Origin of the sequence: Bacillus sp. es.034, assembly GCF_002563655.1 — a bacterium.
Classification (GTDB): Bacteria; Bacillota; Bacilli; order Bacillales; family Bacillaceae_B; genus Rossellomorea.
In genome coordinates this window covers 4,299,409-4,324,209 of sequence record NZ_PDIY01000001.1, presented here as the reverse complement: position 1 = coordinate 4,324,209, position 24,801 = coordinate 4,299,409, and the positions used below count along the sequence as shown (strand labels likewise).

Below are 24,801 nucleotides of genomic sequence, written 5' to 3'. Positions count from 1 at the left end.
CCCTCTTCACCTGAAGAGGGATTTTTAGCGAAAGAAGGGACTGAGAAAAAATGGATTTGGATTGGATTTGGAAAGCCATTCTCATCGTATTAGCAGGCACTTTATTGCTAAGGGTCGCCGGGAGAAAGTCGATATCCCAGATGACACTTGCCCAGACGGTCATCATGATCGGGATCGGATCACTACTCATTCAACCGGTGGCCGGTAAAAATATTTGGACGACGATCGGAGTCGGGTTGATTCTCGTCCTCACCCTCATTGTGATCGAATACCTCCAGGTGAAATCAGATCGTGTCGAACAGTTCATCACTGGAAGGTCCAAAATTTTGATGGAGGATGGGGTCATCATTGAAAAAAACTTTAAAAAGTTAAGGATGACAGTCGACCAGCTTGAAATGAAATTAAGGCAGCAGGGAGTAAGTCAACTGTCAGATGTGAAATGGGCGACCCTTGAGCCGAATGGCCAAGTGGGAGTGGAGTTGATGCCAAGCGCAAAGCCGGTGACGATGAAGGAATTCGCCCAGCTACAGGCAGAAGTGCAAAGACTGATCAACCTGCTTCAAGTACCCCAGACTTCGGGCAGATCGGTCAGCCAAAATAGAGGAGGGGAAGATATCTTTAAAGAAATCAACCAAGACTCTTCCGTTAATCCTCCCCCAAAACACCTACAGTAAATAAGGAGGAAACCATTATGAAAGCCGTCAGGAAGTGCGGAACGGTTCAACTGACCGGGGTATACGGTGGCCTCTACAATATGTTCCCGCTTGGAGCATTCTTTTCCCGCAATGTGACGTTGAAAATGGGGCAGGCGCCAGCGAGGGCTTACATGAATCCCCTATACGAACAGATTGTCAAAGGTGAAATCGACTCGACGTCCATCATTACACATAAACTTAAGCTTGAAGATGCAGCAAAAGGGTACCATCTCTTTAACAAGAAAGAAGACGAATGTATCAAGGTGATTTTGAATCCGTAATGGAGACCATTTCACCTTGGATGGTTACCATCACTGCTTCAAATAAAAAAGACTCTCAGGTTGAATGGATATCAGACCTGAGAATCTTTTTATTTCATGGATTACTCACAATGTTCATTTTTGTTTTTATGAAGCGGGGGAGGAATCAACCATCCCTTTTCTTTATTGAGCTTCAAGACTTTGGCTCCCAATTGAGCTTTTTGCATATGGAATTGGCCAAACATCATCGCAACATCTTCACGGATGCTTTGTCCCATGATCGCGCTGCATGCGACTAAGCCGGCAGCGATATTGGCCGACATTCCTGCTGCAATGGATGGATCCGGCATACGGGCACCAGTCGGGATATCATCCAGACACGCATGTGGAGGCTCTGGTGGAGTGGGAGGAAGTCCGATCCCATTTTCCTTTAACAGTTTCTCCACTTGTTTGATTTCTTCCTGACCGCCTTCGATGCTGTCTTTCAGTAATTTCTTCAGATCATCATCACCGGCATGATTAAGCTGCATTTGATACCCGGCCACAGTGGCTTTCGCCGTCAATAAATAGTTCCATGCTCCAAATACTTCACCGTAATGCAATGGTTCTTCTTGTGGATTTCCACTTAAAATACCCATCATCATCCTCCTGATTGTCATAGTTGTGTGCCACCTTTCGAAAACGATTGTACGAGCACAAGGTATATTTTTCTCGAAAAGGCAGGAAAGTATGTATCAGTTAGTGATACATTTGATTCGTTTTGCTTGGATTGCACAACCCGGGAAGTGGGTCACGCATTTTGTTGAGTCAGTGCTGGACATCATTGTATCGATCTATTGCAAGCGTCCCGTCTTTTTGAATTTCTGCATAGAACACATCTGTCATGTCAGTAATACCTTGTGAGGTTAATTGTTCCTTCAGCCAGCTTTCATCCAGATGAAGCTCGCGCAGACTGTCCATCACGATTTTTCCATCTTCTATCAAGGCGGTGGGCATAGCCACCTGATGGGTGGAACCCGGACTTTTGAACGTCTGTTGATCTCCCTTGGTAACGGGTTGATCTTGCTCCTTTTTCATGACAGAGAGGGTTCCATCTGTTTCAAAAATGGCATAGTCCACTTCCTTTATGGAAAAGACGTTCTTCTTTCTCAGCAAAACGTTCAGAGCATCCAGATCCAGTCGTACTTTACTCAATTCAGCATCCATCACTTCCCCTTTGCGGACAACAACCCGGGGCACCCCTTCAACGGCTTTTCTGAATGCTTTCGACTTAAGGTCAGCATAGCCCATTACAACCGTGAAAATAGTCCACCCCGCCAAGGCGAATACTCCATTCCGTACACTCACCGTTGAATCGATTGCAAGGGAAGCTCCCAACGTCCCGATGGCGATGGCTGATACAAAGTTAAAGAAGGTCATCTGGGATATCTCTTTTCTTCCCATTATGCGGGTCATGGTCAATAGTAGGAGGAAGGAAAGGATGAGTCTGAAAGACAGTTCAATGATGGTCATATTTACGCACCTCTTCTCACATTTTTACGTCACTTTTGTAAGATGTGCAGATAGAGGACAATTTATTAAAAAGGGTCCCAATTCCATTTGATCGTCATGGGTGAGGAACCTTCTGCATAACAATAGAAAGATATTGTCAAATCAGGAGGGAGTACCTTGAATACGAACTATAAAGTGTATCATCCATACGTCAGTCCCTTTGATCCTTGTCCGCCGATTACAAAGAAGGTGTATTCAACACCGCCTAATCTCTATATGGGGTTTCAGCCTGCCAATCTGGAGCAGTTCACCCCTCGGGAGGCACTGCGGAACGGAACGCTGTGGAAGGCGTTCTACGATCCATACTATAGCCCTTATGAACTGAATGGAGATGGTGATTCCTGATGAAGCAGCTTCCGGCTCATTATTACGAAGTGATGGAGGAACTTCAGACCGTTGATTTCGTCATCGTCGAACTGACACTGTACTTAGATACTCATCCTGAAGATTACGAAGCCATCAAACAGTACAACGAATATGTACGGATGAGGAAAAAAATCAAAAAGAAATTCGAAAAGGAATTCGGTCCCTTGACCGGGTTCGGATACAGCTATTCAAATTATCCGTGGGACTGGAAAGACGCGCCTTGGCCGTGGCAGGTCTAAAACGGAATAAAGGAGAGGATAGACACTATGTGGGTTTATGAAAAAAAACTTCAATATCCTGTACGGGTCAGTACATGTAATCCGAAACTGGCTAAATTTCTGATCGAGCAATACGGCGGCGCCGATGGAGAATTGGCGGCAGCCCTGCGATATTTGAATCAGCGTTATACGATTCCCGATAAGGTCATCGGCTTACTGACCGACATCGGGACCGAAGAATTCGCCCATTTGGAAATGATCGCCACCATGGTGTATAAACTCGTGAAAGACGCGACACCGCAACAAATGAAAGATGCGGGTCTCGATCCCCACTATGTGAATCATGACGGTGCGATCTTCTACCAAAACGCAGCCGGGGTCCCCTTCACCGCCTCCTACATCCAGGCAAAAGGTGACCCGATCGCCGACCTCTATGAAGATATCGCGGCTGAAGAAAAAGCAAGGGCCACTTATCAATGGATCATCAATATGAGCGATGACCCTGACTTGAATGACGGACTGCGCTTCTTACGGGAACGGGAAATCATCCACTCCCAACGATTCCGGGAAGCAGTTGAGATATTGAAAGATGAGCGGGATCGGAAGGTGATTTTTTAATTGAAGGAAAATGGTCAGCGGCTGATAGCCCTGACCATTTTTCGTTTTTTCTGCGTTGCGGCAAGGGTGTAATTGACAGAATTTTCAAATCTGGTATATTGGTAATGATTAGCAGTAGTCATTACTGGAGGTAAAAGATGAAACAACTCAAACAATCCGGCCTTGAAGCCGTTCTCATTATCCTTGGAATCATTCTGGTCAGTGCCACATCCGGCCTGTTCAAAACTCAGGCACTTTCCCTCGTGACATATGGACAGGAATTAATGGCTGTATGCAGGGAATTAGTCGAGCCTCACCATCTCGTCTATACAAACCCCGTCTCGCATATCGAGCGTCCTCTCTTTCCCATCATCCTGAAGGCTTTCATGAGCAGTGCACGCATCTTTTTCCTTGCGCTTGGGTTGGCGTTGACATGTTCAGTCTTATTGATGATTCTCTATTTTTCAGTCGGGAAAAGGATTCAGAGAGGGGTGGAAGCCGTCTCGTTTTATGTCGCCTCGCTGCCTGATATTTTTGTCATCGGGAGCCTCCAGATGCTCGTGATCTGGTTTTTTAAACAGACCGGCATTCTCGTGGTCGACATCGCATCACTCGGAGTTAATCAGGTCATCCTGTTTCCTGCGGTCACGCTCTCGATCCTGCCCACATTCTTTTTTCTGGGATCGATGGTGTCTTTTTTGAAAGAAGAAGAGGGACTTCCTTATGTGGAGCTTGCGAAGGGGAAGGGGCTTGGCCGATTCCGGATCATGTTCATCCATATGATGCGGAATGTGCTCGTCAGTCTCACCTATCACGGCAAACAGATCATCTGGATGATGCTGTCGAATCTATTAATCTTGGAATATCTCTTCAATGTGTTCGGGGTCACATCGTTTTTATTTTCCTATAACACGCCTGCGATTTTCGCGATTACGTCGATCATGCTATTCGTTCCCCTCTATCTCCTTTTAAAATTCATGCAGTTTGTAATCACGAGAAAAATTGGCAGGGAGATGAGTCTATGAGAAAGTGGAATCGGCATCATGTCACCATTAGCATCTGTTTACTGTTCATCATCGTGCTCGTCGGGTGGAGTATGATCTTTAATCTGACGGATGAAAAAATACCGAATACATATATCCTTTATGATGATGAGGCCAATATCATCGGGGACGCGCCGTTTCCCCCTTCAGCCGACTTTCCGTTCGGGACGGACCGGGAAGGGGATCACTTGTTTTACAAAGTATTGGAGGGCGCTCAGTATACCATTGGGGCGGCGATCAGCATCTCCCTCCTCAGCTTCATTCTTTCCTTCGTCATCGGAGTACTGGGAGGGTTTACGAAATCCCGGGCAAAAAAGTGGGCGCAATCGACCTTTACGTCCTTTTACTTCATCCCGCAATCGATTATCGCCTACAATATGCTTTACCCATTGCTATGGGAACCCATGCAAGGATTTGAGACAAGTTTCACCGAGCGGGTCATTTGGCAGTCCATTGCCCTGGCCGTGATCACGGCCCCGACAACGGCGATTCTCCTATCCAACGAAACCCGGCAGATTCTCGACAAAGAGTTCGTGACGTGTGCGCGGGTCCTTGGGGGGAGTAAGACTTTCCTGTTCAAGAAACATGTACTTCCACACTTGAAGCCCCGGCTCTTTATCATTTTTCCAAAAATCATGATCCAGGTGCTTCTCATCATTGCCCACCTTGGATTCTTCGAGCTGTACTTCGGTGGGACCGATGTGTGCTACGGTCCCATGTGCCCGCCGCCGCGACCCTTCGTCCAGGAATGGGCAAGCATTATGTCCATGAGCTTTGTCGAATTGACCAACGCCTGGTGGATCTTTATGATTCCGATGTTCTTTTTCGCCCTGACGATCCTGTCTCTGACGGGGATTGCGAGGGGGCTTGAGGGATTGTTGGAGGAGGAAGAGGTGAAGGTAAGTTCTGTTGAGGTAGCGTCTGCTTCAGGGAAAGTGGAAGGGACTTTGGAGGAGAGTGATTTTGTTTTGGTGGATCGGGGTGTTGATAGCTGAGTATAACGGATTAACAATAATCTCCTAACCCGCCAAACCCGACTTTCTGCTATATTTATAGTACAATGAAGGAAAACGGTTAAGGGTAGGGGAGATGAATCATGACAATGAAAAAGATGAAAAGCATCCTGTTCATGCTGCTCGGGTTCATAGCCTTGGTGTGCGGGGTTGCCGGCACAATCCTGCCCGTTCTGCCTGGTGGCCCGTTTTACCTGCTGGCGGTTTACTTTTTCTCCAAGAGCTCAAAGCGAGTGGATGCATGGTTTAAAAACACGTACATCTACAAAAAATACGTGGTCTCCTTTCTCGAAAAAAAGGGCATGACCCTGAAAGAAAAGATCAGGATCAATCTGACGGCAGACTTCTTTATCCTGCTTTCCGTCCTGTACGTCGACATTCTCGCTGTCCGGATCATCCTCATCGGCCTCGCATTATATAAACATTATTATTTTATAAAGAAGATCAAAACGATTCAGCCCCAGTCGTATCAAGTGGAGGAGAGCCAGTGATCTACGGGCTTTAGTCAAAATGAAGAAATTTCAATTAAAACGTGATTTCAGGGGAGTCAAAAAAGGCTCCTGTTTCTATTTGGTCGTTGAATCCGAATATATTGGCATCAAGGAATATGTAGTGCGAACGCAGGATTTCTCAAGGAGACTGATCATCTCTGAACGGGAAATGGAGAAGTATTTTAGAAGGATGACATAAGGGGCCCGTCGATCGTGACGAGGCTTTTTTTGTTGCCCAAATTAATTTGGGAAGCGTTCCTCTTACATTCTTCGGGAAAGATAGAAGGAAATGCTGTCATAGAGATATCAAAAAAAGGAATTCACCTCAAAAAGGGAGTATATATAGCAAAAGGAACAGAACGTAAAGGACGTGTTATCACATGATGAAATGGTCACTTCCCCTCCTGATTGGAGCCATGTCAGTACTTTATTTATTCATCCCATCCGAGCCATTACCCGTGAAAGTGATCTTTAAGCTCATTCCAATGGTTCTCATCATCGTCTTCGCCTTCCGTCAGGTATCTCCCAACCCAGCACCGGCACTGCGATTCATCCTCATTGGCCTCTTCTTTTGCATGCTTGGGGATGCGTTCATTGCGTTTTCGTTTATAGCAGGCCTCGGGGCGTTTCTGGTCGGACATCTATTCTACTTGTGTGGCTTTATTAAGTTATCCCGGATGAACAAGTGGAGACTTGCAGCTGCCATCCCGATTGCACTGTATTCGTTCATGATCGGACAGCAACTGATTTCAGCCCTCCGAACAGATGGGGATGCCGGTCTCATTATACCGGTCATTGCCTACATGCTCGTCATTTCCTTAATGGCTTTATCCGCAATCCTGACCGGAAACAAGTGGGCCATTGCCGGAAGTATCCTGTTCGTTCTATCCGATTCCATTCTGTCATGGAATATGTTCGTATCAGAGATCCCTTTTTCAGCCGTCTTCATCATGACCACCTACTACTCTGCGCAGCTCCTGATTGTGTGTAGTCTCTCATCCCTCAACAAATAAAAGAAACAATTGTATGATATGGAATGTTCTGTAATAATGAAAGCGGGCACTGCCCGGTGAAAGCCTGACCGAGGAGACTCGACAGGTTTTTATTTTGGTTAAAAATGTAAATAACAAACTTTTATCATTTGAGCTGCGTCTAATGAATGATACATACAAAGCAGGTGAATTTTCTAAAATGGAAGTGCTGACGAAATACGAGAAAGACCGACTTCTTGAGGAAGCCATGACTGATTACGGGAATGATGTTTATTATGTTGTTTATTCCTACGTAAAAGAACATGGCCTGGCCGAGGATCTGACACAAGAGGTCTTCATCAAGTTTTATCAAAAGATGGATACTTTCAGGGAAGATTCCTCCCTGAAGACATGGATCATTTCTGTCGCAATCAACCATTGTAAGGATTATTTAAGACGTTGGGATACGAGGATGGTCAGTATCTCCAACAAGATTAACGATTTGGTGAAAGGGAAGATGGGGGCACCGGAACAGACCGTGATCAAAAATGAGCAGAATTCAGAGTTGATCCAAAGCGTCCTGGCCCTGCCACTCAAATATCGGGAAGTCATTTTCCTCTATTATTTTGAGGAAATGAAGATAGCCGAGATCGGTGAGAGTCTCGGCATCAACTCGAATACGGTGAAGACACGGCTGACAAGGGGAAAAGCATTGCTCGGTTCCACGATCAAACGAAGTGAGGTGTATAAGAATGGATGAACTGAAATCATTGCGCGGGTTAATGAAAGAAGAGACCTTTAAAGGCAGGGGTTTCACCAATAAGATGAGAGAGAATATCTTGAATGAAATCCATTCTAAGCCATCCAAGTCGTTTTCCATCTCGAAAAAACCCGTTTTTGCCCCTGTCCTGTCATTCCTATTTTTCGCCGCATGCCTTTCGATCTTTGTGTACTTCGGCGGAACACAGCTGGGCATCATCGGGAATAACGCGAGCGCGCCGTTATATGAAGCAAGCGATCGTCCGGAATTCCTGGGAAAAGAGTTCAAATTCATCACCAAAGTTCCTTTCAAAGTGACAAATGTCAGCACGGAAGAGAAGGAAGGCCCCTACGGAAACGCACAAATCGTCACTCTCATGGGTCCGGAAAAGCAGACGATCACGATGTCATTTCAACTTCTTGAGCCTGGGTTAGATCTGACTTTATCTGAAGAACCGGTGAAGGTCGGTACCTCTAAAGGAAGCTATTCTGAAACAGAGGGCCCGTTAAAGTCAAACAGGCTGACCTGGATAGAGGGTGAGGCTATGTATGAACTGAAATATATGCCGGCACGGTCCGACATCACCCTCACTAAAGACGACATGATCCAGATGGCGGAGTCCTTCCGTTAAGGAAAAAGGATGATGGTTTCCTGCACCATCATCCTTTTCCTGTTAACTCCCGTAAACCACCTTCACGATTTTTCCGCTATTGTCATATGTAACCCTTTTCCACTGACTTCCGCCGTTTGCGCTTTTATATAAGACGATCGTATAACTTCCTGACGTACTTCGGGAGACTTCTTTCCAGGTGACGCCACCTTGGCCCCCGCCGTCTTTAATGACTTTTGTTCCGTCACTCATCTTAGTCCAACTCCTTTTGTTAGTGAATACCATTAATCTATGACTATCATACTATAAAACTGCTGGATATATTTTCTTTTTATAGGGGTATGGGATGAGGAAATCGCCGGTAAAGGTCTGGATAGCTATCAAATCCCGGTCGAGATATTAATATTTTTATAAAAAATGTATAGAGGATTGGTGAAATGAAGGTAATTCGATAAGCTGGCATGAATGTTGATCATCCCGAATGATTATTCCCATTCCCGCACGATAAATTTGAAACCCGCATGATTAATTCCATTTCCGCTTGAAAGGGAGTGAGTATCGCACGAATGAATGAAAGGATTGTATAATACACATTTGTTTGAAATAATTGGTAGTATTATAAACGGATTTTTTACAAAAGGAAGTTGAAAGCCATGATAAAAAATAAAAAATACCTCATTGCTTCTGGCGTGATCCTCATAATCTGTATGTCGCTCTATTTCCCTTATCCCAATAATCGGGTCATGTTCGAGCGTGTCACCTTCATGTCCTTTCCTATCAGCGACCAGGATGGATACAACCTACTCGCCATCATTGGTTCGTTCTTATTTATCTTTGCGATGATCTTACTCGTAAAGGGAATGTCGAAATACCATGTTCGAACGGTGATCATCGTTTTATTCGCCTATACCTTATTGCCTCTTGGACTCGTTTCCGTTTACCAGGAAACGTTTGCCGAAGGAATCGCAGCTATTTCGTACGATGGGATGGGGACGTGTGATTTTGAGCGGATCAGTGATGATGAATTAAATGGGGAATGTCAGCTGCTGATCACCAACCATAGCGGTGATCCAGTGACATTTGAGATCGAATTTATGGATTCCTATATTCCGGATATTGATCACCGTTTGACTTCCCTGATGAATGAGGGTGGTCCTTATAAAATCACGGTAGAAGCCGATCGTGAAAAAACGGTTGAGTTCAAAGAGTTACTCGAATTATCAGATGTCCCCAAGCATGTGGATGGGGGAAGTTCCATGAACGTTCACTTCAAGATTACTGAGGGGGAAAGGGAACGGATTTTATAAGGGGTAGGGTGGTTAGATGAAATGGCAAGTGAGTTTAATAGCAGGGATATCCCTCCTTTTGATAGGGTTGCTGATTTACATTGGACCTTTCCAGCAATCTCTGATTCTTCAGGCGGTATTTTTATTTTTTACAACCGTAATGGCTCATGCTGCTTACAAAAATAGGTCATCTTTTGCTTTCTCTGTTTTGTGCATCTGTGCTATGGGTTCTTTTGGCTCTATCGTAATCATTTTAGTCAGGGGACTATGACTTATCGTCATGATATTCCGCCATCGTTTCAATTCCAACATACTCTCCAACGGTTTAGGTGAAAACCTCAATTTCCCTCAAACTTCCTATAATATGCGAACGAACCATTTGAGTGCGCATAAACTATTCTGATAGCTTATAGGAAGGAAGGTCTGAATGTGAAAAAGAAAAGCAAAAAAGACACACTTTCGTGTCCACCAGAAGGATGTCCGGATTTATTCCCACCTCATAACTGCAATAATTCTGTCATCCAGCTGGAGGAAGTGGGTGTCATCAGCTGCGAGGCAACCGTTAGGGGAAGGGTATTATGTGATCATTCCCCAGTAGAAGGTGTACAAGTTATTCTGACTTCCACCTTTCCAGAATTGCAGTTCACCAACCCAACTCCGGTCACAAACAATCGGGGTGAATTTACGACTACGGTGACTGTCCCTCGTGGAACACCCATCACTGCTGATGTACAGATTACGGCAACCGCTACCGTATCAGATCAGACCATCAGTGATTCAATCATTGTAAGGGCGGGTTGTATACTGTGTGATAATCCAGTCCTCACCCTGAATCCGATCGAGGGTCCGTTAGGGTGTCAAGGGACCGGGATATCTGGAAGACTGATTTGTGACGGAGTACCTGTACGGGATGCAGCCGTCTCGTTTAAGATCGAAAATCACTCCAATAAAGTGACGATTTCGCCGAACCCCGCGATTACGAAGCCAGACGGAACGTATACCGCCACATTAGTGCCGTTCCTCGGAATTGATGAAACGATCGGAGTGACGGCCACCGCCATTGTCGGCGGGCATCCGGTTACTTCCGAGACACAGTCGGTAACGGTAGATTGTCAGGCGTGTCGGAATCCTGTCATTACCCTCAATGACCTAAATCCCGTCGTTTGTGAAGGTGTCGTGACCGGACGCGTTCTGTGCGATGGCAGGCTGGTACCGGGAGTGCAAGTGAGATTAAGCAGCCCTCTCCTTGTTTTTGCTTCACAGACAGTCACGACGAATATTAATGGTGAATTTTCAGGCAGATTCAGTGTTCCGCAGGGTACCTCCGAACGGGTATCCACTTATACAGCAAGAGCAGAAGTAAACGGAATTTCAGTGTCTGAAACCAATTCCGTCGAAGTCAGCTGTCCACCGTGTCAAAACCCCGTCATTCAATTAGATAACCCCGGACCGATCAGTTGTAGAGCCCCGATAACCGGCCGAGTCCTTTGTGATGGTGCTCCGGTACCAGGCGTGCAGGTGACTTTAAGCAGTCCGCTCCTTACCTTCCAGCCAATGGTCGTGACAACGAATACCAATGGTGAATACACCAGTGTGGCAACCGTCCCATTCCCGACCTCGATAACCGAAGGAGTTCCTTATACGGCAAGTGCAACGGTAAACGGCATCCCTGTATCCAACACCAACTTTGTACGTGCAGGATGTGTCAACTGTCCGAATCCAGCCATGAATCTGATTGTGCCTCCAACCATTCAATGTGATGGTACCATCAGGGGAAGAGTAGTCTGTGACACGATGACACCGATCCCGAAAGTGGCGGTCTTCTTCGATATCGTCCAATCCCATACCAATGTATTCATCGATCCAGACCCGGCTATTACCGGTGCTGATGGACATTATACGGCGACGATCATGGGTGTTGCAGGAACGATGGAGACTGTTACCGTGACAGCCAGAGCAACCGTTGGCGGAATTCCGATCAGTGCAGGACCGTTCACAGTCCGCATCAACTGCCCAGCTCCACCTGCCTGTACGTGTAAATTCAAGCTCGACACTCAAGGGGGAGCACAGCCTGGAGCCCAAATCAGAGTGACCAGATTTGGTCATATATTGGACTATACCGGAACGTTGAACGTGACCATCAACGAATGTGGTGCTTCTAGGAATGGACCTTGTAATCCTGCAGTGGATAACTTTAACTTTGTCTTCAATGCAGGTAACGGAGATAACTTCCAGTTCACACAAGGTCGAAGAACAATGATTGCCTGCGAAAATAACTTCACGGTCGCCATTGTAGAAGGAATGATCAACGGGCGAATCAACAACGGTCCCTCCCGTACATTTGACGCTCGGATAAGGGCGACCCTCAACAATATCACCGGCCAGATCACCTATGAAATCTTTGCGACTGATAACACAACGACCACTTTCCAGACCATCGTTCCATTTACAGCAGCCGGAAGTCCTCAGTCATTTATCACGGGATGCTAAAGACGTTTATAAAAAACTCGATTAAAAGCAGCGGAATGCTTCCCGTTGCTTTTTTCTTCATTCAAAGAGATCCCTCCTTTTAGTTCTTAAGTAACGGTATTATAGTTTCATATGTAGAAATTTGTCGTCATATAGCACTTGGTGGAAAAGTCCGAAGAAGCAGCCGCCGGCGTCGAACAAACCCCCGCCTCGACTCAGCAAACAAGCAGTTCGATGGAAGAAGTGGCAGGAAGCTCGGAACAATTGGCGAAACTCGCTCAGGAATTAAATGGTCTCGTCCGGAAGTTTCAAGTGTAAAAAGTAGATAGTCAAAGCCACAAAGGATGGATCCTCTGTGGCTTTCATTTTTTTCGTAATCAGCACCACAAAGATCTTCAAAAAATGATAAAATGGAAATGAATCCCATAAAGTGGCGCGCTGAAAGGAGTCTCTTCGTGTTTAAAAAATGCATACGATTACCCCTGATCTATTTTGTGGTTAGGATTCTATACCAACTCATCAAAAACGAAGAGATCAGGTGGATAGAAAATATCAGTATCAGTTTCAGTATATTCTTATTTTTGTTGTTGTTTCATTGGGCAGACAAGCCTTATAAGTGGAAAAGAAAGCAACATTGAGTGGAATACAATAGTGAGGAAGACGATGGGAATTTGGCGGGGCAAACTGAGTAAGCAGTAAACAAGAGGTATTATAGCTGCATTAACGCCCCACCCTGTTTTCAAGATTGAAGACCCGCTTATCTATATCAGTCATTCTTGTATTCGTATAATGAAATTCAGATTCTATGCTCTGCCTCGTCACCTTTAGCATTGCAATGACATCTTCGGTTTGTAATGCTTCTATCCGGTTCACGGTTTCCTTGATTTCCTTCACATCATTTTGAGTCGTCTTTAAATCGGAACTGATCTTACGGACATCACCTTGAGTTTCTTTTAGATCGGAACTAATCATGCGGACATCTGCCTGAGTGTCCTTTAAATCGGAACTGATCTTACGGACATCAGCTTGTGTTTCTTTCAAATCAGAACGAATGTTGCGGACCTCCGATTGAAACGTGTGCAGCTCGCTTCGAAACTCTTTCATTTCTCCTTTTAAATCCAATAATAGTTCAAGTATCTGCTTTTCCATTTTCTCACCTCCTTCACTTCATTATAAAATATAGGCATCGGACAATCTACCTTAAACCATTTCCTTTTTTGAAAGAAGATAAAGAGACGGTGTGAACCGCCCCTTTGAATCCTTAATCCCTCATGGATCCTGCTTCCCGTGAAGTCATGGAACCTTGTCCCGCGGCGACATCTTTTTGAATTTGCTTTTTCACCTGTTGGGGGTCCGTCCCTGATGTCGTGGCTTTCACATTTGTTTGATTAGGCTTTTTCATAAACAGATCACCTCCCTTAGCTATTAGTATGGGCTGTGCTGCCAGAAAAATGTTCCCTTGTCCAAAAAAAGGAAGAGAGATATAATAAAAATGAATCATACATACTAAAGGGGGGAATATCATGCATACGTTCACTGTAGACATCAAAAAATACCGACTATTAATGATGTCTATTATTGGAATTTCAGCCGTCCTCGGGACACGTCTGTCCTTTTTTAGCTGATGTTTCATAGGGGTGAACAAGTGTATGATTTCCTGTAATAGCGAAAGCCATGGGGGAATGATTCCCTGTGGCTTTTTTTGATTTATGTAGCGGTGGCGGCTAGGGGCTTGAGGTTTGCGACTTACCATTCAGCTGCTGAACCCGCCTGCGCTTTTATTAACGAGAGGACGAATCGAAATGATGAACATATTAAAAACAAAAAACAATATCTATTTACTATACTTTTATCTCTTTTTTGCCCAGCTGTTTTTCGACCGGGCACTATGGGTCATCTATCTTGGCGACAAGGGAATGACATTGGGCGAGATCGGGGTGTTGGAGGCCCTTCTCCACTTGGCCATTGTATTATTCGAGGTTCCGACGGGGATGATTGCCGATTTGTACGGGAGGAAGGTCAGCCTAGTGATTGGGAATCTGTTCAGTCTCCTATACGGATTGTTTATGCTCTTGAGCGGTAACTTCTCCATGTTCACCCTGGCGTTTCTGTCCATGGGGCTCATGGTCACCCTCCATTCTGGTGCTGAGCAGGCATTTGCCTACGATACATTGAAGAATGACAAACGGGAAAAGGATTATACCCGGGTGATCGGAAGCATGACGGCGATTTCCCTGTTATCCCTGAGCCTGGCGAAATTCCTCGGAGGTTTCATGGCGGAAGTGAGCTGGGAATGGGTGTACGGATCCACCATCGTCACCCACGTCCTCGCCGTCGTTCCTTTGTTGTTCATGAAAGAACCGGAGCAGGAAGACCGAAGAGATCAGTGGACGCTGGTACAATCAGTGGATCCACCAATTCCGATTGGGAATTAACGTATGGAGGAATAATCAGGTCATTCACGCACCCGTGGTCCTTTTTATCCTGGCGAGTGCGGTCATGGTGATCATGGTATTTTACGGACAGGAATATTTCGTGGAACTGGGCTATTCGGCAATCGTCGTCGGAGCCGTGTTTACCATCGAAGGACTTCTCGGCGTCGTCATGGCGAAGATCGCGTACAAGGTGGAGGAACGATTCAAGTTCTTCAACATCCTTTATTATGGATTAGGACTTTTCCTTGTCTTTTTCGTCCTGTTCATCTTCGCAACGGACTGGGCGATTCTGCTGTCGTTTCTGATCCTTGCACAACTTTTAAGCCTGTTCGAACCGATCTTCAGCTCATTCGTGCAGAGCTTTCTGAAAAGTAATATACGGTCCACATTCCTTTCCTTGATTGGCTTGATGGAAAGCTTTGTCATCATGATCAGCTTTCCGCTATTCGGCTATGCCATTGAACGGACAGGATTCACAGACGGATTCGCCTGGCTGCTCTTGATTTTCTTTGTGTTGGCAGGTGGATATTTGGTTGGTCAGAGGGTGAAGATGAAGGGACAGATATAAGGAAGGAGTTCCTCGTCTTTTAAATTAGATGTCTTGCCCTTAATAGAAGAACCAGCAAAAGAAAGATAAGCGGAGATTTTCCGGTTACATTCATTATATCCCTTCATTTGAGGGATATAGTCGGAGTTATTCCGACTATGTACAGAAAAGTCCACCATTTTTCGTCTTTATAGATAGAGTAGCCGGAATTATTCCGACTATTTCGGTTTTTTTTACTATTCATTACGAGATAAGCGGAATTATTCCGTCTATATATCGGCTCTAGGATTTAGCCTAATCTCCCAACTGATACGTGCCGAATGTACAATTCTTATCAACTGGTAACAGGATTTCACAAGAACTTTCACTCATCTGCATATGGAATTAAACGAAGACTATTGAAGGAGCTTAAGATAAGCTTCTTTTTTTTATTCTTGGACTAATCATCTCATTGTAGTCAGTACCTTAGTTCACTATAGAAAGACTCTGGAATACCGTTGTAATAAGTATTATTTATATTTATTTTAATATTATTTTTAATAATATTAAAAAATACTTTTACTTTATTAAATGCATCTGGTATTATATGGGTGAGAGGAGGGAGATTATGGATATAAAAGATGTTCCGAATTGGGTCTTGTCATTGGAAAAAGATGAAGTGGAGTTTATTAGGAAGTTTGTTTTAAACTCTGGTTCGCTAAAGCACATTGCAAAAAATTATGATGTATCATATCCAACCGTTCGCACACGTTTGGACAGACTTATACAAAAAATCGAACTAAATGAAAAAAATGATAACGAAGAGTTTATCAGCTTTGTTAAACATCTAGCGATAGAAGAAAGAGTCAGTTTGGAGGACGCAAAGTTGATTATTGAAAAATATAAAAATGAATTGGAGGATAAGTGAAATGAATGAGTGGCTTCAACTTTTATTAATTGTGGTTACTTTTGGGTTCCAGTATTTTTTGGCTAAAAGAGATAGTATATATTGGGGATTTTTAATACCTGCAATCTTTGTAGCTGCCATGACTTATTTCGTTTTAGTGGGGCAGTTAAAAGTATTGACTGCTTTTCTGGTTGTGGTAGTAGGTGTAGCTTTTTTAATGGAAGAGTGGTTCAGGGGGAGAAAAGATCTGAAAAAAGAAAGGACTCAAGAATTAAATAAAATGAAATCTCAGGATATTTAAATATTGGTTCCTAAAAGGGAAAAGAATGTGAAACAGCCGCTATGAAGCGCATCATACTATGGAGGATGCGGAGACGGAAGGAGCTTCAAAAAAGCTTCTTTTTTTTGTATCTAATTTCATTATATCACTCCTATCTCCAAAATATCAGTCTATTAAAAATGGAGGGAATTGGTAAAATGTAGGATAGATTGGTTAGGGGGAATGGACATGATTGATTACCGTATTAAAAATAACGGTGGTTACACAAAAACAATGGTGGAACTCGTTTCAATGCTGGAACACACCCGGGCTGTGACAGTGGAAGAAATCAAGGATCTCACTGAAGAAGAGTTGGATCAGTTGCCAGAAGGCGATGTGAATACCATTGGATCACTTCTCCTCCATATTGCTTCCATTGAGTTTGTCCATGGGGTTATTTCATTTGAAGGACGGGACATCGACGAGGTTGAGTTGGAGAAATGGAAAGCCGCACTGAAACTCGGTGAGGAAGCTGGGAAGACCATAAAAGGACATCCCATTCAGTACTACATCAACGAGCTTTCAGCCGTCAGGGAGAAGACCCTGTCCGAGCTTAAAAAAAGAAACGATGACTGGCTTTTCGGAGAGAATGAGTGGCCGAATGGTGTCCCGTTTAACCATTACTACCTTTGGTTTCACGTCATGGAAGATGAAATCAATCACCGGGGACAAATACGAAGCCTGAAGCGGAGATTAAAGAAGGGGAAAATATAAATGAAAACAAATCTTGTAAACATATTGGAACTCATCAAACTGGGAGAAAAGCTGAAAACTGAGATGAGGCACAGCTGGCTCTCGAACGGAAGACAGGAAAGCGTCGCCGAGCATACGTGGAGAGTCTCCCTGATGGCGATGCTAATAGAACCATATTTAACAGAGAAAGTGGATTTGGAGAAATTATTAAAAATGATCATCATTCATGATCTCGTGGAGGCAGAAGCAGGGGACATTCCGGCGTTTGACACGATGCATGACCAAGCAGCGAAGGAACAGAAGGCATTCAATGAGAGAAAGGTAATTGAGAAAATACGAGATATGCTGGGAAATGCTTTAGGAGATGTGCTATACGATCTCTGGCATGAGTTTGAAGAGAAAGAAACGTATGAAGCCAAAGTTGCTAACGCCTTGGATAAATTGGAAGCGCAGATCCAACATAATGAAGCAAACATTTCAACGTGGATTGAAGTTGAACATAGGATGAGCTTTATGATGGATAAGCATGTCGAGTTTGACGGTGCATTACAGATATTCAAGGACATCATTGAGGATGATGCAGAGTTGAAGTTGAAGGAAGCTGGAATCGATACAGAGAAGTTAAAACTCTGAGGGGAGTGTTTAGCTCATCGTTTTGGAGTATGAGAGCCAACACTACACTTCCTGAGTAGAAAAAAAGATTGTGAATTTCTTTCTGATTTGAAATAATTGGAATTACAAACCGTAATGTTCGGAGGAACCAATCATGAAAATAGGTCCAATTCTATTCATAACAGGGTTACTACTCTTTATGCTGGGAATCTATTTATCTACATATATCGTCAGCCTGGGTGTGTTATTAAGTGTCGGCGGTGGGATGATGCTTGGCGTCAGCAGCTATTTCATGGGGACGAATCAGCTTAAACCGAGAAAAAAGGTGAATAAGTTATGAAGAATGGAAGACTCATTACCAAAGAACATATTGTAGAAGATTTAAAGAAACTCGGCGTCACAAAAGGAATGACACTCATCGTCCACTCCTCCTTAAAATCAATCGGCAGAGTCATAGGTGGACCGGTGTCTGTCATCCTGGCACTGGAAGAGGCAGTTGGTACTGGTGGGAATATTGTGATGCCCACCCAAACCGAGCATCTATGCGACCCGACGGAATATGGAAGAGGATATACGGAGGAAGAGCTGGAACTCATCCGGGAAAACATGCCGACCTTTCACCCCGATCTGACCCCGACCTCTTATATGGGTTTCATCCCTGAGACATTCAGAAAGCAGGATGGGGTGAAACGGAGCCCGCACCCCCACACATCATTCGCTGCTTGGGGGAAAGACGCTGCCCGCATCACGCAGGAACATGGTCTCGACTACTCCATGAATGCACACTCCCCGTTGGGAAAGGTATATGAACTGAGTGGCAGCATCCTTCTCCTTGGTGCCCCGACGAATTCAAATACCTCACTGCACCTCGCTGAATACAGGCAAGACAACACCTTTGTGAAAGAAAAAATATGGGATATCAAAATTAAAAAAGGCATGAAAGAAGTGTGGACCACGTATCGTGATATCAATAATGAGTCAGACGATTTTGACCGGTTGTTTGATGATTTTCACAGGGAAACAGGCAAAGTGAAACAGGGGAATGTAGGTGATGCAAAGAGCTATTTCATCCCGATGAAACATATGGTGGACTACGCTGTAGAGTGGATGGATAAAAACAGAAACTGACGGGGGAGGCATTCTTCATGTCCATTGATGTGTTAACGTTGGTCGTCATCGGGGCTGTTGTTGCGTGTGTTTTACAGGCTTTGCAGAGGTACGGTAGGATCCCTTCCTTTTTTAATGTGAAGTTATTTTTTGGGGTGTTCCTGCTATCTTCCCTCTGCTGGATTATAAGTCTGGCCTTTGGCGGATGGGGTGGTTTAAGCTTAACTGCAATCGGATTGAACGGGCTGGTGGCAGCGGTGTCGGGGTTGGTTTGTTCGTTTCTATTGAATATCCTATTGAGGGACGGATAAAGAATGATTATAAAAAATCTAACATGTGTAGAAAGAAAAGAGGAGGGATACAATTGAAAAAAGTATTCAGTATAGGTTCATTCACTATCTTTCTAATAGGTCTTGTATTCTATTTTTTAACCCTCTTAGGAAATGACACATTCTTACTTCCTGCAGTCATCATGGCGGGCATTGGTTTTGTGGCAGCTTTGTTCGGTAAAAAAACGATCTACAGAAAAATTGGCCTGTTTGGAAATGGTCTCATATTAGTAATCGGGATTCTTCTTCCATTTGTGGTGACGACGTTTTTTTGGAATAAGCCTTAAAGCCAGGGACTTCTTTGATAAAGAAGTTCCTTTATATTATAGAAGATGCTAGAGGATAAGGGGCGAAACACAATGATCATAGGAACTCCCATTGCAACCGGAAACACAGCCAAAGTCTATCTCTACAAAAATAAAATATACAAAGTCTTTAACGAATCCCTACCAGTCGAGGAATCCCAAAAAGAAGCAAAAAAGCAGCAGTATGCCCATTCATGTGGGCTGCATGTACCTGAAATCTATGATGTCACAAACTTGGACGGAAAACAGGTCATCATCATGGAACATATAAAAGGAAGAACACTAGGGGATCTCCTGACTGACCATATGGAAAAAGCGGAGTACTATATGGGCATGTCTGTAGATATCCAAATGCGCATGCATCAGATCAACGCTCATTCCATTGAACCGATGTCCGAAAAACTGCGACGCCAAATTGAATCTGCACCTGATTTGGAAGATGGGGTAAAGACTCGTTTACTGAAAAAACTAGATTCCATGATCTTTGAAAAAAAGCTCTGCCACGGAGATTTTCATTTATATAACTTAATCCTGTCAGAGAATAACGTCACCATCATCGACTGGGTTGATTCCAGTGCAGGGGATAGACGGGCTGACGTCTATCGGAGCTATCTCCTGTATTCCCAGGTCTCAGAGGAGCTGGCGGAATTGTATATGCGCCTGTATTGTGAGAAAAGCGGTCTGTCCAAAGATGAAATTTTCCAATGGGCGCCAATCATCGCCGCAGCAAGATTGTCAGAAAGGGTTTCTTCCGAAGATCCAAAGCGACTATTGGAGATTGTTCATCAAGTTTAATAAAAAGCCGTGGGGACAGGTACCTTGGTACACAATAAAGCCACGGAACCTGTCCCCATGGCTTTATGCATGTTATTGTCTTTAATTTTCATGATGGTATAAATCTTTTAATGAGATGTCTTTCGTGCTGTTTTTATATTGGATGGATATTTTGTCATCGTCTGTCAGTTTTTTCTCTTTGCCATTATCCAGTAGTAACGTGTTTTCATCCAGGAAAGTATAGGTGATGTTAATCTCATCCTTCAGGTTTTCCTTTGTGGATAGATCTTCCCGTTTCTCATAAACAATCATCCAGTCAGTATACTCTTGATTCAGCTGTTCTTTTCTAATTAACAGATGATGGTTGTCTTGTTTCGATTTAAATGACAGAGTAACTGTGTTTCCTTGATTTTGAATGGTTGTTTCAACATCTTTTGTATCTGCTATCCACATTCTGATGAAGAGTAGGTAATAGCCAAGGATCAAAATGAGAAAAAGGGATAGCAGAGAAGTGACAATCGTGAGTATTTTCTTTCTGTTGTTAGATCGCACCTTTTTTAAATAGTCAATATTTTTATCCTCTTTTGCCTGTTCATGTACATTTTCCGACAACCATTCTTCTTGCATGTCCTGTAAGTATTCTCGACAGTTTTTACACTGCTCCATATGTACTTCCATCTGACTATTGGTCTCTTCACTTGTTAAATGTTCAATATAGCTCGGAACTAAATCTTTAAAAACATTATGATTCATACTTTTTATCACCCTTTCTTATTTGTTGTTTGGCACGGTAAAATGTGACTCTGGCCCAGTTTTCTGTTTCTCCCAAAATCGAGCCAATCTCTTTGAAAGATAAATCTCCTAATAACCTGAGATAGAGAAGTTCACGTTTTTTCTCGCTAAGTTGTTGAGCCTGTTTGAAAAAGAGGATTTTGTCTTCATTTTGAATATATTGTTCTTCCAAACTGTTAATGGGAGCAGGTTCATTGCCTAGTGATTCCACTAACCGGTGCTTCTTTCTTTCACGATTTAATTCTTGTAGCCAAACATTTTTAGCGATTGAACACAGCCACGTTGAAAATTTAGCTTTTCCGTTATCATGAAAATGATTGATGGACTTAATGGCCTGATAAAATGTCTCTTGAGTCAACTCTTCGGCAGATTGAGGATCGTGTGTCAGGGTTACTAAATATCTGAAAATAAAGTCTGCGTATTCTTGATAAACACTCTCTTTATCCACATGTAACCTCCTTTCCGATCTGTTTTTAAAAGTCTAATCATCTATTTCTCCAAAAAAATGTTCATTCGTTACAGTTTATTTTCTTTTTTTATTTGCTTTGACTGCTTACAGACCTCAACAATAGATGCAAGGCAAAATAAGTAAGAATTTTACAAAAAAGGCACATGAACTAGATTACACCAAAATCGTCATTTAGAAAATGGTTTTTACGGAATACAACTCCGAGCAACCCCCTAAGCTCGTAACGAAAAAACAGCCAACCGCAACAAACGCGGATGGCTGATTCTGCATTATTCGAATCCTAATGGGGACAGTTCCTTGGCAAAAAAAAGCCACGGAACCTGTCCCCATGGCTTTAATGAAAAAAAAAAGGTAACTCTAAATCTCTCCTTAAAGCGGACTACGAATTCACCTTTTCTGCAATCATTCTATAACGTTTTTTTCAATAACCAGTGATAGGCTTTCAGCTATTTCCTGATAAGTAGCATCATTTGGATGGAAGTTGTCACTTGAAAGATCGCGTTTGGCATCGGTTACCAAATTGAAGGTATCCACCACTTGAACGTCGTATGTTAAGCCAAATGTTCGGGCGGATTCATTCCATTTTTGAATGACAGAGTCAAAGGAATCCCCGTCTGGTAATTCTTTAAAGGGATTATACAGTCCCATATAGAGGATGACGGCGTCCTTATTTATATCACGAATGGTTTCAAACGTTTTTTCCAGGTTAGGAGTTTCGGTTTTCAGAATGGCAAGGGCGGTAGCTTCTGAATAATTGTTTAAAATCTCACCAGAATTAAAGAGATTGTTTCCCCCAATCGTGATGGAAATGATTTTGGCGTCCTTAAGAGACCGCTTGACATCCTTTTGTTCTAGCTGGGCCAGTAAATCTTCAATCCTGGCACCCCGTATTCCTAAGTTTTGGTACCGCTCCACCGTGTTGGTTTCTTTAAGTGAATCTCCAACCAGCGGGACAAAACCTTCTCCTTTTGAAGATCCTACCCCTCTTGTCAATGAGTCGCCAAGTGCAATATACGTTTCTCCAGGAGTAGCGGGAGCTTCGTCTGATTCTGCTGCTATCTTCTCTTGGGGAGGGTTGGCGATATCCGAATAGGCTCTTGCAAATCCATATCCAAATAGAACGGTCAGTGCAAGGGAAAGGGTGATAAATAGTTGCCACATCCATTTTTTCATCTCTTAATCTCTCCTTCTATTATGATTGTACCAACTTTTACTACGGCTGAGTATTTATAAGAGCAATTGAGAAAATAGTTGGTTAGAATGGATGTAGGGTGATGATATGAGCATAAAGCCAACCGTTCAATTGAAAAATGTAACGAAAGTAATTGGGAAAAAGACGATTATTGATAATCTATCATTTGACATCTATCCAGGAGAAGTATTTGGGTTCCTTGGTCCCAATGGTGCTGGGAAAACAACTACGATCCGGATGCTCGTCGGTCTGATCAAACCGACGTCGGGAGTCATCAAAATCTGTGAATTTGATGTGAGGAAGCAATTTGTACAGGCGATGCAGCGTCTAGGTTCGATCGTAGAAAATCCAGAGTTATATAAGTATTTAAGCGGTCGGGAAAACCTTCAACTATTCTCACGGATGCTGCCTGGGGTGGACAGTGACCGAATACAGGAGGTCATTGATCTGGTTGATCTGACGGCACGAATTGATGACCAGGTACAGACCTATTCACTGGGCATGCGTCAGAGGCTCGGGATTGCACAAGCATTGTTAGGCAGGCCCGATGTGCTTATATTGGATGAACCTACGAATGGATTGGATCCAATGGGAATCAAGGATCTTCGTACATTTATCAGGAAGCTGGTCGACGAAACGGGTCTTTCCGTTCTTGTCTCCAGTCATATATTAAGTGAAATCGAAATGCTTGCCAATCGAGTGGCGATTATGAGCCGCGGGAAAATCGTGAAGATAGGCAAGGTAAGTGATTTAGTGGATGCATTGTCATCAGGTGTGGACTGGAGAGTCAATGATGCTTTTCGTGCACTTGATATCTTTAAAGCATCGCCACATGTCCAATCCGCAGAACTGTACGATGATCATACGATCCATACTCTTATGGATGAAAGCAAAACGTCGATCCTGAATGAATCTTTACTACAGGCGGGAATTGAGGTATGGACAATTGAAAGGAAGGTCCAGACATTGGAGGACTTATTTATAGGTTTGACAGGGGGCGATCATATTGTCTAATCCAAATATGATTGGCCTGATTCAGAATGAAGTCATGAAAATGGCTTCCAAAAAACGCTTTATGGTTGTTGTCGCTATATTAATCGTTCTAGTCTCTATGTTTACATATGCACAATACCGGGAGATACAAGAGAAGATTGAAAAGCAGGGTACGCTGGACTGGCGAGTGGATCTGCAGCAGGAGATCGTCGATCGGCAAAACCGGCTGGCATCCAGTGGGATCCAGGATGAGGCCAGACAATTCCTTGAATTGGATTTGAAGCAAAAGCAATACTACTTGGACAACGCCATCAACCCGAACTACCCTGGAGCACCTACATTCATCCGCATTTTTTTCTCACAGGGACTCACTCTGGTCCTGCCTTTACTCATCATTATCATTATGGCTGATGTTGTGAGTGGGGAATACAATGATGGGACCATCAAGACATTATTATCCCGACCGGTCAAACGATGGAAGATCCTGATGGCCAAATGGCTGACGGTTTTGCTGTATACGTCGATGCTGATGGCAGCTACTGTAGTTGTCTGCTATGGGATTTCAGGGATTGTCCTCGGATATGATGGATGGACGGCACCTATTCTGACGGGCTTTCAAGTTTCTCCATCAGGTGAATTTTCGACAGCATATATCCACACCCTGCCGATGTGGGAATACTTGCTGATGTCAGCGGGTCTTGCATGGGTCGTTACAGCGACTGTTGCTACCATAAGCCTGATGATTTCAGTGCTTGTAAAAAATACAGCAACTGGTATCGGGGCGATGATGGCTGTGTTGATTGCAGGCACCCTCTTATCTTCTGTCGGTTCAAGCTGGACGAGCTCAAAGTATTTGGTGAACTTGAATTTTGATCTGATCAATTACTTAGAAGGTCAAGCTCCTCCAATCGAAGGGATGTCACTGCCGTTTTCATTGACAGTACTTGCAGTATGGACCGTCGCTTGCCTTGCCATAGCGTTTTGGAATTTTACTCAGAAGGATATGTATTAACTGCAT

The 24,801-nt window shown here is 43.7% G+C and carries 34 protein-coding genes and 2 pseudogenes; 28 read left to right on the top strand and 8 right to left on the bottom strand.

What is annotated here, in order from left to right:
* The first annotated feature begins 50 nt into the window (after positions 1-50).
* Both ATG71_RS22135 and ATG71_RS22130 read left to right on the top strand, forming a co-directional pair.
* Positions 51-674 carry a DUF421 domain-containing protein gene (locus ATG71_RS22135; RefSeq protein WP_098441521.1) on the top strand — a complete coding sequence of 208 codons (624 nt, stop codon included), beginning with the start codon at positions 51-53 and terminating at the stop codon, positions 672-674.
* A 17-nt stretch (positions 675-691) separates the two neighbouring features.
* Positions 692-976: pseudogene (locus ATG71_RS22130) on the top strand (glutathione-dependent formaldehyde dehydrogenase); the annotation flags it as partial.
* Positions 977-1,077: 101 nt separating this feature from the next.
* Here the strand turns inward: ATG71_RS22130 and ATG71_RS22125 are convergent.
* Complete coding sequence (locus tag ATG71_RS22125) at positions 1,078-1,593, bottom strand: DUF3231 family protein (RefSeq protein ID WP_098441520.1); 516 nt, start codon at positions 1,591-1,593, stop codon at positions 1,078-1,080.
* Positions 1,594-1,762: 169 nt separating this feature from the next.
* Positions 1,763-2,467: a YetF domain-containing protein gene (locus ATG71_RS22120; protein ID WP_098441519.1), complete on the bottom strand. Its 705-nt coding sequence runs from the start codon at positions 2,465-2,467 to the stop codon at positions 1,763-1,765.
* Positions 2,468-2,623: 156 nt separating this feature from the next.
* On the opposite strand from ATG71_RS22120, the gene ATG71_RS22115 reads away from it, so the two are divergent.
* The 10 genes from ATG71_RS22115 to ATG71_RS22070 all read left to right on the top strand — a co-directional run bounded on the left by ATG71_RS22115 (position 2,624) and on the right by ATG71_RS22070 (position 8,596).
* The gene (locus tag ATG71_RS22115) at positions 2,624-2,851 is read left to right on the top strand and encodes a spore coat associated protein CotJA (RefSeq protein ID WP_098441518.1); all 228 of its coding nucleotides are present in this window, start codon (positions 2,624-2,626) and stop codon (positions 2,849-2,851) included.
* On the top strand, positions 2,851-3,111 hold the full coding sequence (locus ATG71_RS22110; RefSeq protein ID WP_098441517.1) for a spore coat protein CotJB: 261 nt from the start codon (positions 2,851-2,853) through the stop codon (positions 3,109-3,111). Before ATG71_RS22115 ends, ATG71_RS22110 begins: the two co-directional genes overlap by 1 nt.
* 27 nt (positions 3,112-3,138) lie before the next feature.
* Positions 3,139-3,708 carry a manganese catalase family protein gene (locus ATG71_RS22105; protein WP_060671658.1) on the top strand — a complete coding sequence of 190 codons (570 nt, stop codon included), beginning with the start codon at positions 3,139-3,141 and terminating at the stop codon, positions 3,706-3,708.
* 137 nt (positions 3,709-3,845) lie between these two features.
* Positions 3,846-4,712: an ABC transporter permease family protein gene (locus ATG71_RS22100; protein ID WP_098441516.1), complete on the top strand. Its 867-nt coding sequence runs from the start codon at positions 3,846-3,848 to the stop codon at positions 4,710-4,712.
* Complete coding sequence (locus ATG71_RS22095) at positions 4,709-5,725, top strand: ABC transporter permease (RefSeq protein ID WP_098441515.1); 1,017 nt, start codon at positions 4,709-4,711, stop codon at positions 5,723-5,725. Before ATG71_RS22100 ends, ATG71_RS22095 begins: the two co-directional genes overlap by 4 nt.
* A gap of 101 nt (positions 5,726-5,826) precedes the next feature.
* Entirely contained in the window at positions 5,827-6,234 is a 408-nt protein-coding gene (locus ATG71_RS22090) for a YbaN family protein (RefSeq protein WP_286163096.1), read from the top strand.
* A gap of 19 nt (positions 6,235-6,253) precedes the next feature.
* Positions 6,254-6,433: a hypothetical protein gene (locus ATG71_RS22085; RefSeq protein ID WP_098441514.1), complete on the top strand. Its 180-nt coding sequence runs from the start codon at positions 6,254-6,256 to the stop codon at positions 6,431-6,433.
* A gap of 181 nt (positions 6,434-6,614) precedes the next feature.
* The gene (locus tag ATG71_RS22080) at positions 6,615-7,247 is read left to right on the top strand and encodes a lysoplasmalogenase (RefSeq protein WP_098441513.1); all 633 of its coding nucleotides are present in this window, start codon (positions 6,615-6,617) and stop codon (positions 7,245-7,247) included.
* Between the two features lie 142 nt (positions 7,248-7,389).
* Positions 7,390-7,965 carry a sigma-70 family RNA polymerase sigma factor gene (locus ATG71_RS22075; RefSeq protein WP_142953509.1) on the top strand — a complete coding sequence of 192 codons (576 nt, stop codon included), beginning with the start codon at positions 7,390-7,392 and terminating at the stop codon, positions 7,963-7,965.
* The gene (locus tag ATG71_RS22070; RefSeq protein ID WP_098441511.1) at positions 7,958-8,596 is read left to right on the top strand and encodes a hypothetical protein; all 639 of its coding nucleotides are present in this window, start codon (positions 7,958-7,960) and stop codon (positions 8,594-8,596) included. The genes ATG71_RS22075 and ATG71_RS22070 overlap by 8 nt, the downstream gene beginning before the upstream one ends.
* Positions 8,597-8,638: 42 nt before the next feature.
* Here the strand turns inward: ATG71_RS22070 and ATG71_RS22065 are convergent, their stop codons facing one another.
* Positions 8,639-8,827 (bottom strand): hypothetical protein, encoded by a 189-nt coding sequence (locus ATG71_RS22065; RefSeq protein ID WP_098441510.1) that lies wholly within the window; start codon positions 8,825-8,827, stop codon positions 8,639-8,641.
* Between the two features lie 401 nt (positions 8,828-9,228).
* Here ATG71_RS22065 and ATG71_RS22060 point away from each other — a divergent pair, with 401 nt between their 5' ends.
* The 3 genes and pseudogenes from ATG71_RS22060 to ATG71_RS22045 form a co-directional block, all read left to right on the top strand.
* Positions 9,229-9,882: a bL19 family ribosomal protein gene (locus tag ATG71_RS22060; RefSeq protein ID WP_098441509.1), complete on the top strand. Its 654-nt coding sequence runs from the start codon at positions 9,229-9,231 to the stop codon at positions 9,880-9,882.
* A 408-nt stretch (positions 9,883-10,290) separates the two neighbouring features.
* Positions 10,291-12,351 (top strand): Ig-like domain-containing protein, encoded by a 2,061-nt coding sequence (locus tag ATG71_RS22050; RefSeq protein WP_098441507.1) that lies wholly within the window; start codon positions 10,291-10,293, stop codon positions 12,349-12,351.
* Between the two features lie 150 nt (positions 12,352-12,501).
* Positions 12,502-12,648, top strand: a pseudogene (locus ATG71_RS22045) (methyl-accepting chemotaxis protein); the annotation flags it as partial.
* Positions 12,649-13,050: 402 nt separating this feature from the next.
* On the opposite strand, the gene ATG71_RS22035 reads toward ATG71_RS22045, so the two are convergent.
* Together ATG71_RS22035 and ATG71_RS23545 are read right to left on the bottom strand one after the other, a co-directional pair.
* The gene (locus ATG71_RS22035; protein ID WP_098441505.1) at positions 13,051-13,479 is read right to left on the bottom strand and encodes a hypothetical protein; all 429 of its coding nucleotides are present in this window, start codon (positions 13,477-13,479) and stop codon (positions 13,051-13,053) included.
* A gap of 112 nt (positions 13,480-13,591) precedes the next feature.
* Positions 13,592-13,732 (bottom strand): hypothetical protein, encoded by a 141-nt coding sequence (locus tag ATG71_RS23545; protein ID WP_179886610.1) that lies wholly within the window; start codon positions 13,730-13,732, stop codon positions 13,592-13,594.
* A 400-nt stretch (positions 13,733-14,132) separates the two neighbouring features.
* On the opposite strand from ATG71_RS23545, the gene ATG71_RS22030 reads away from it, so the two are divergent.
* The 11 genes from ATG71_RS22030 to ATG71_RS21980 all read left to right on the top strand — a co-directional run bounded on the left by ATG71_RS22030 (position 14,133) and on the right by ATG71_RS21980 (position 20,358).
* Positions 14,133-14,765 carry an MFS transporter gene (locus ATG71_RS22030; protein WP_179886609.1) on the top strand — a complete coding sequence of 211 codons (633 nt, stop codon included), beginning with the start codon at positions 14,133-14,135 and terminating at the stop codon, positions 14,763-14,765.
* Positions 14,755-15,333 (top strand): hypothetical protein, encoded by a 579-nt coding sequence (locus tag ATG71_RS22025; protein ID WP_142953508.1) that lies wholly within the window; start codon positions 14,755-14,757, stop codon positions 15,331-15,333. Before ATG71_RS22030 ends, ATG71_RS22025 begins: the two co-directional genes overlap by 11 nt.
* Positions 15,334-15,919: 586 nt before the next feature.
* Positions 15,920-16,219 (top strand): DUF2089 family protein, encoded by a 300-nt coding sequence (locus ATG71_RS22020; RefSeq protein WP_098441502.1) that lies wholly within the window; start codon positions 15,920-15,922, stop codon positions 16,217-16,219.
* Position 16,220: 1 nt separating this feature from the next.
* A complete protein-coding gene (locus tag ATG71_RS22015; protein ID WP_098441501.1) occupies positions 16,221-16,499 on the top strand; it encodes a hypothetical protein in 279 nt (92 codons plus the stop codon).
* 207 nt (positions 16,500-16,706) lie between these two features.
* Complete coding sequence (locus ATG71_RS22010) at positions 16,707-17,231, top strand: DinB family protein (protein WP_098441500.1); 525 nt, start codon at positions 16,707-16,709, stop codon at positions 17,229-17,231.
* The gene (locus ATG71_RS22005) at positions 17,232-17,843 is read left to right on the top strand and encodes an HD domain-containing protein (protein ID WP_098441499.1); all 612 of its coding nucleotides are present in this window, start codon (positions 17,232-17,234) and stop codon (positions 17,841-17,843) included. It begins immediately after the preceding gene.
* Positions 17,844-17,976: 133 nt separating this feature from the next.
* Positions 17,977-18,162, top strand: coding sequence for a hypothetical protein (locus tag ATG71_RS22000; protein WP_098441498.1), 186 nt, complete (start codon positions 17,977-17,979; stop codon positions 18,160-18,162).
* Complete coding sequence (locus tag ATG71_RS21995) at positions 18,159-18,950, top strand: AAC(3) family N-acetyltransferase (protein WP_098441497.1); 792 nt, start codon at positions 18,159-18,161, stop codon at positions 18,948-18,950. The genes ATG71_RS22000 and ATG71_RS21995 overlap by 4 nt, the downstream gene beginning before the upstream one ends.
* 17 nt (positions 18,951-18,967) lie before the next feature.
* Positions 18,968-19,240 carry a hypothetical protein gene (locus ATG71_RS21990; protein ID WP_098441496.1) on the top strand — a complete coding sequence of 91 codons (273 nt, stop codon included), beginning with the start codon at positions 18,968-18,970 and terminating at the stop codon, positions 19,238-19,240.
* Between the two features lie 53 nt (positions 19,241-19,293).
* Positions 19,294-19,545 carry a hypothetical protein gene (locus ATG71_RS21985; RefSeq protein ID WP_098441495.1) on the top strand — a complete coding sequence of 84 codons (252 nt, stop codon included), beginning with the start codon at positions 19,294-19,296 and terminating at the stop codon, positions 19,543-19,545.
* A 72-nt stretch (positions 19,546-19,617) separates the two neighbouring features.
* The gene (locus tag ATG71_RS21980; RefSeq protein WP_098441494.1) at positions 19,618-20,358 is read left to right on the top strand and encodes a phosphotransferase family protein; all 741 of its coding nucleotides are present in this window, start codon (positions 19,618-19,620) and stop codon (positions 20,356-20,358) included.
* A gap of 81 nt (positions 20,359-20,439) precedes the next feature.
* Here ATG71_RS21980 and ATG71_RS21975 read toward each other — a convergent pair whose 3' ends face one another.
* From ATG71_RS21975 to ATG71_RS21965, 3 genes are all read right to left on the bottom strand, one after another.
* Positions 20,440-21,090: a zf-HC2 domain-containing protein gene (locus ATG71_RS21975; protein WP_098441493.1), complete on the bottom strand. Its 651-nt coding sequence runs from the start codon at positions 21,088-21,090 to the stop codon at positions 20,440-20,442.
* Entirely contained in the window at positions 21,080-21,577 is a 498-nt protein-coding gene (locus tag ATG71_RS21970) for an RNA polymerase sigma factor (protein WP_098441492.1), read from the bottom strand. The genes ATG71_RS21975 and ATG71_RS21970 overlap by 11 nt, the downstream gene beginning before the upstream one ends.
* A 423-nt stretch (positions 21,578-22,000) precedes the next feature.
* Positions 22,001-22,771, bottom strand: a complete 771-nt coding sequence (locus ATG71_RS21965; RefSeq protein WP_098441491.1) for an SGNH/GDSL hydrolase family protein — start codon at positions 22,769-22,771, stop codon at positions 22,001-22,003.
* A gap of 106 nt (positions 22,772-22,877) precedes the next feature.
* Here ATG71_RS21965 and ATG71_RS21960 point away from each other — a divergent pair, with 106 nt between their 5' ends.
* Together ATG71_RS21960 and ATG71_RS21955 are read left to right on the top strand one after the other, a co-directional pair.
* Complete coding sequence (locus tag ATG71_RS21960; RefSeq protein ID WP_483295323.1) at positions 22,878-23,804, top strand: ABC transporter ATP-binding protein; 927 nt, start codon at positions 22,878-22,880, stop codon at positions 23,802-23,804.
* On the top strand, positions 23,797-24,795 hold the full coding sequence (locus ATG71_RS21955) for an ABC transporter permease (protein ID WP_098441490.1): 999 nt from the start codon (positions 23,797-23,799) through the stop codon (positions 24,793-24,795). Before ATG71_RS21960 ends, ATG71_RS21955 begins: the two co-directional genes overlap by 8 nt.
* Positions 24,796-24,801 lie beyond the last annotated feature (6 nt).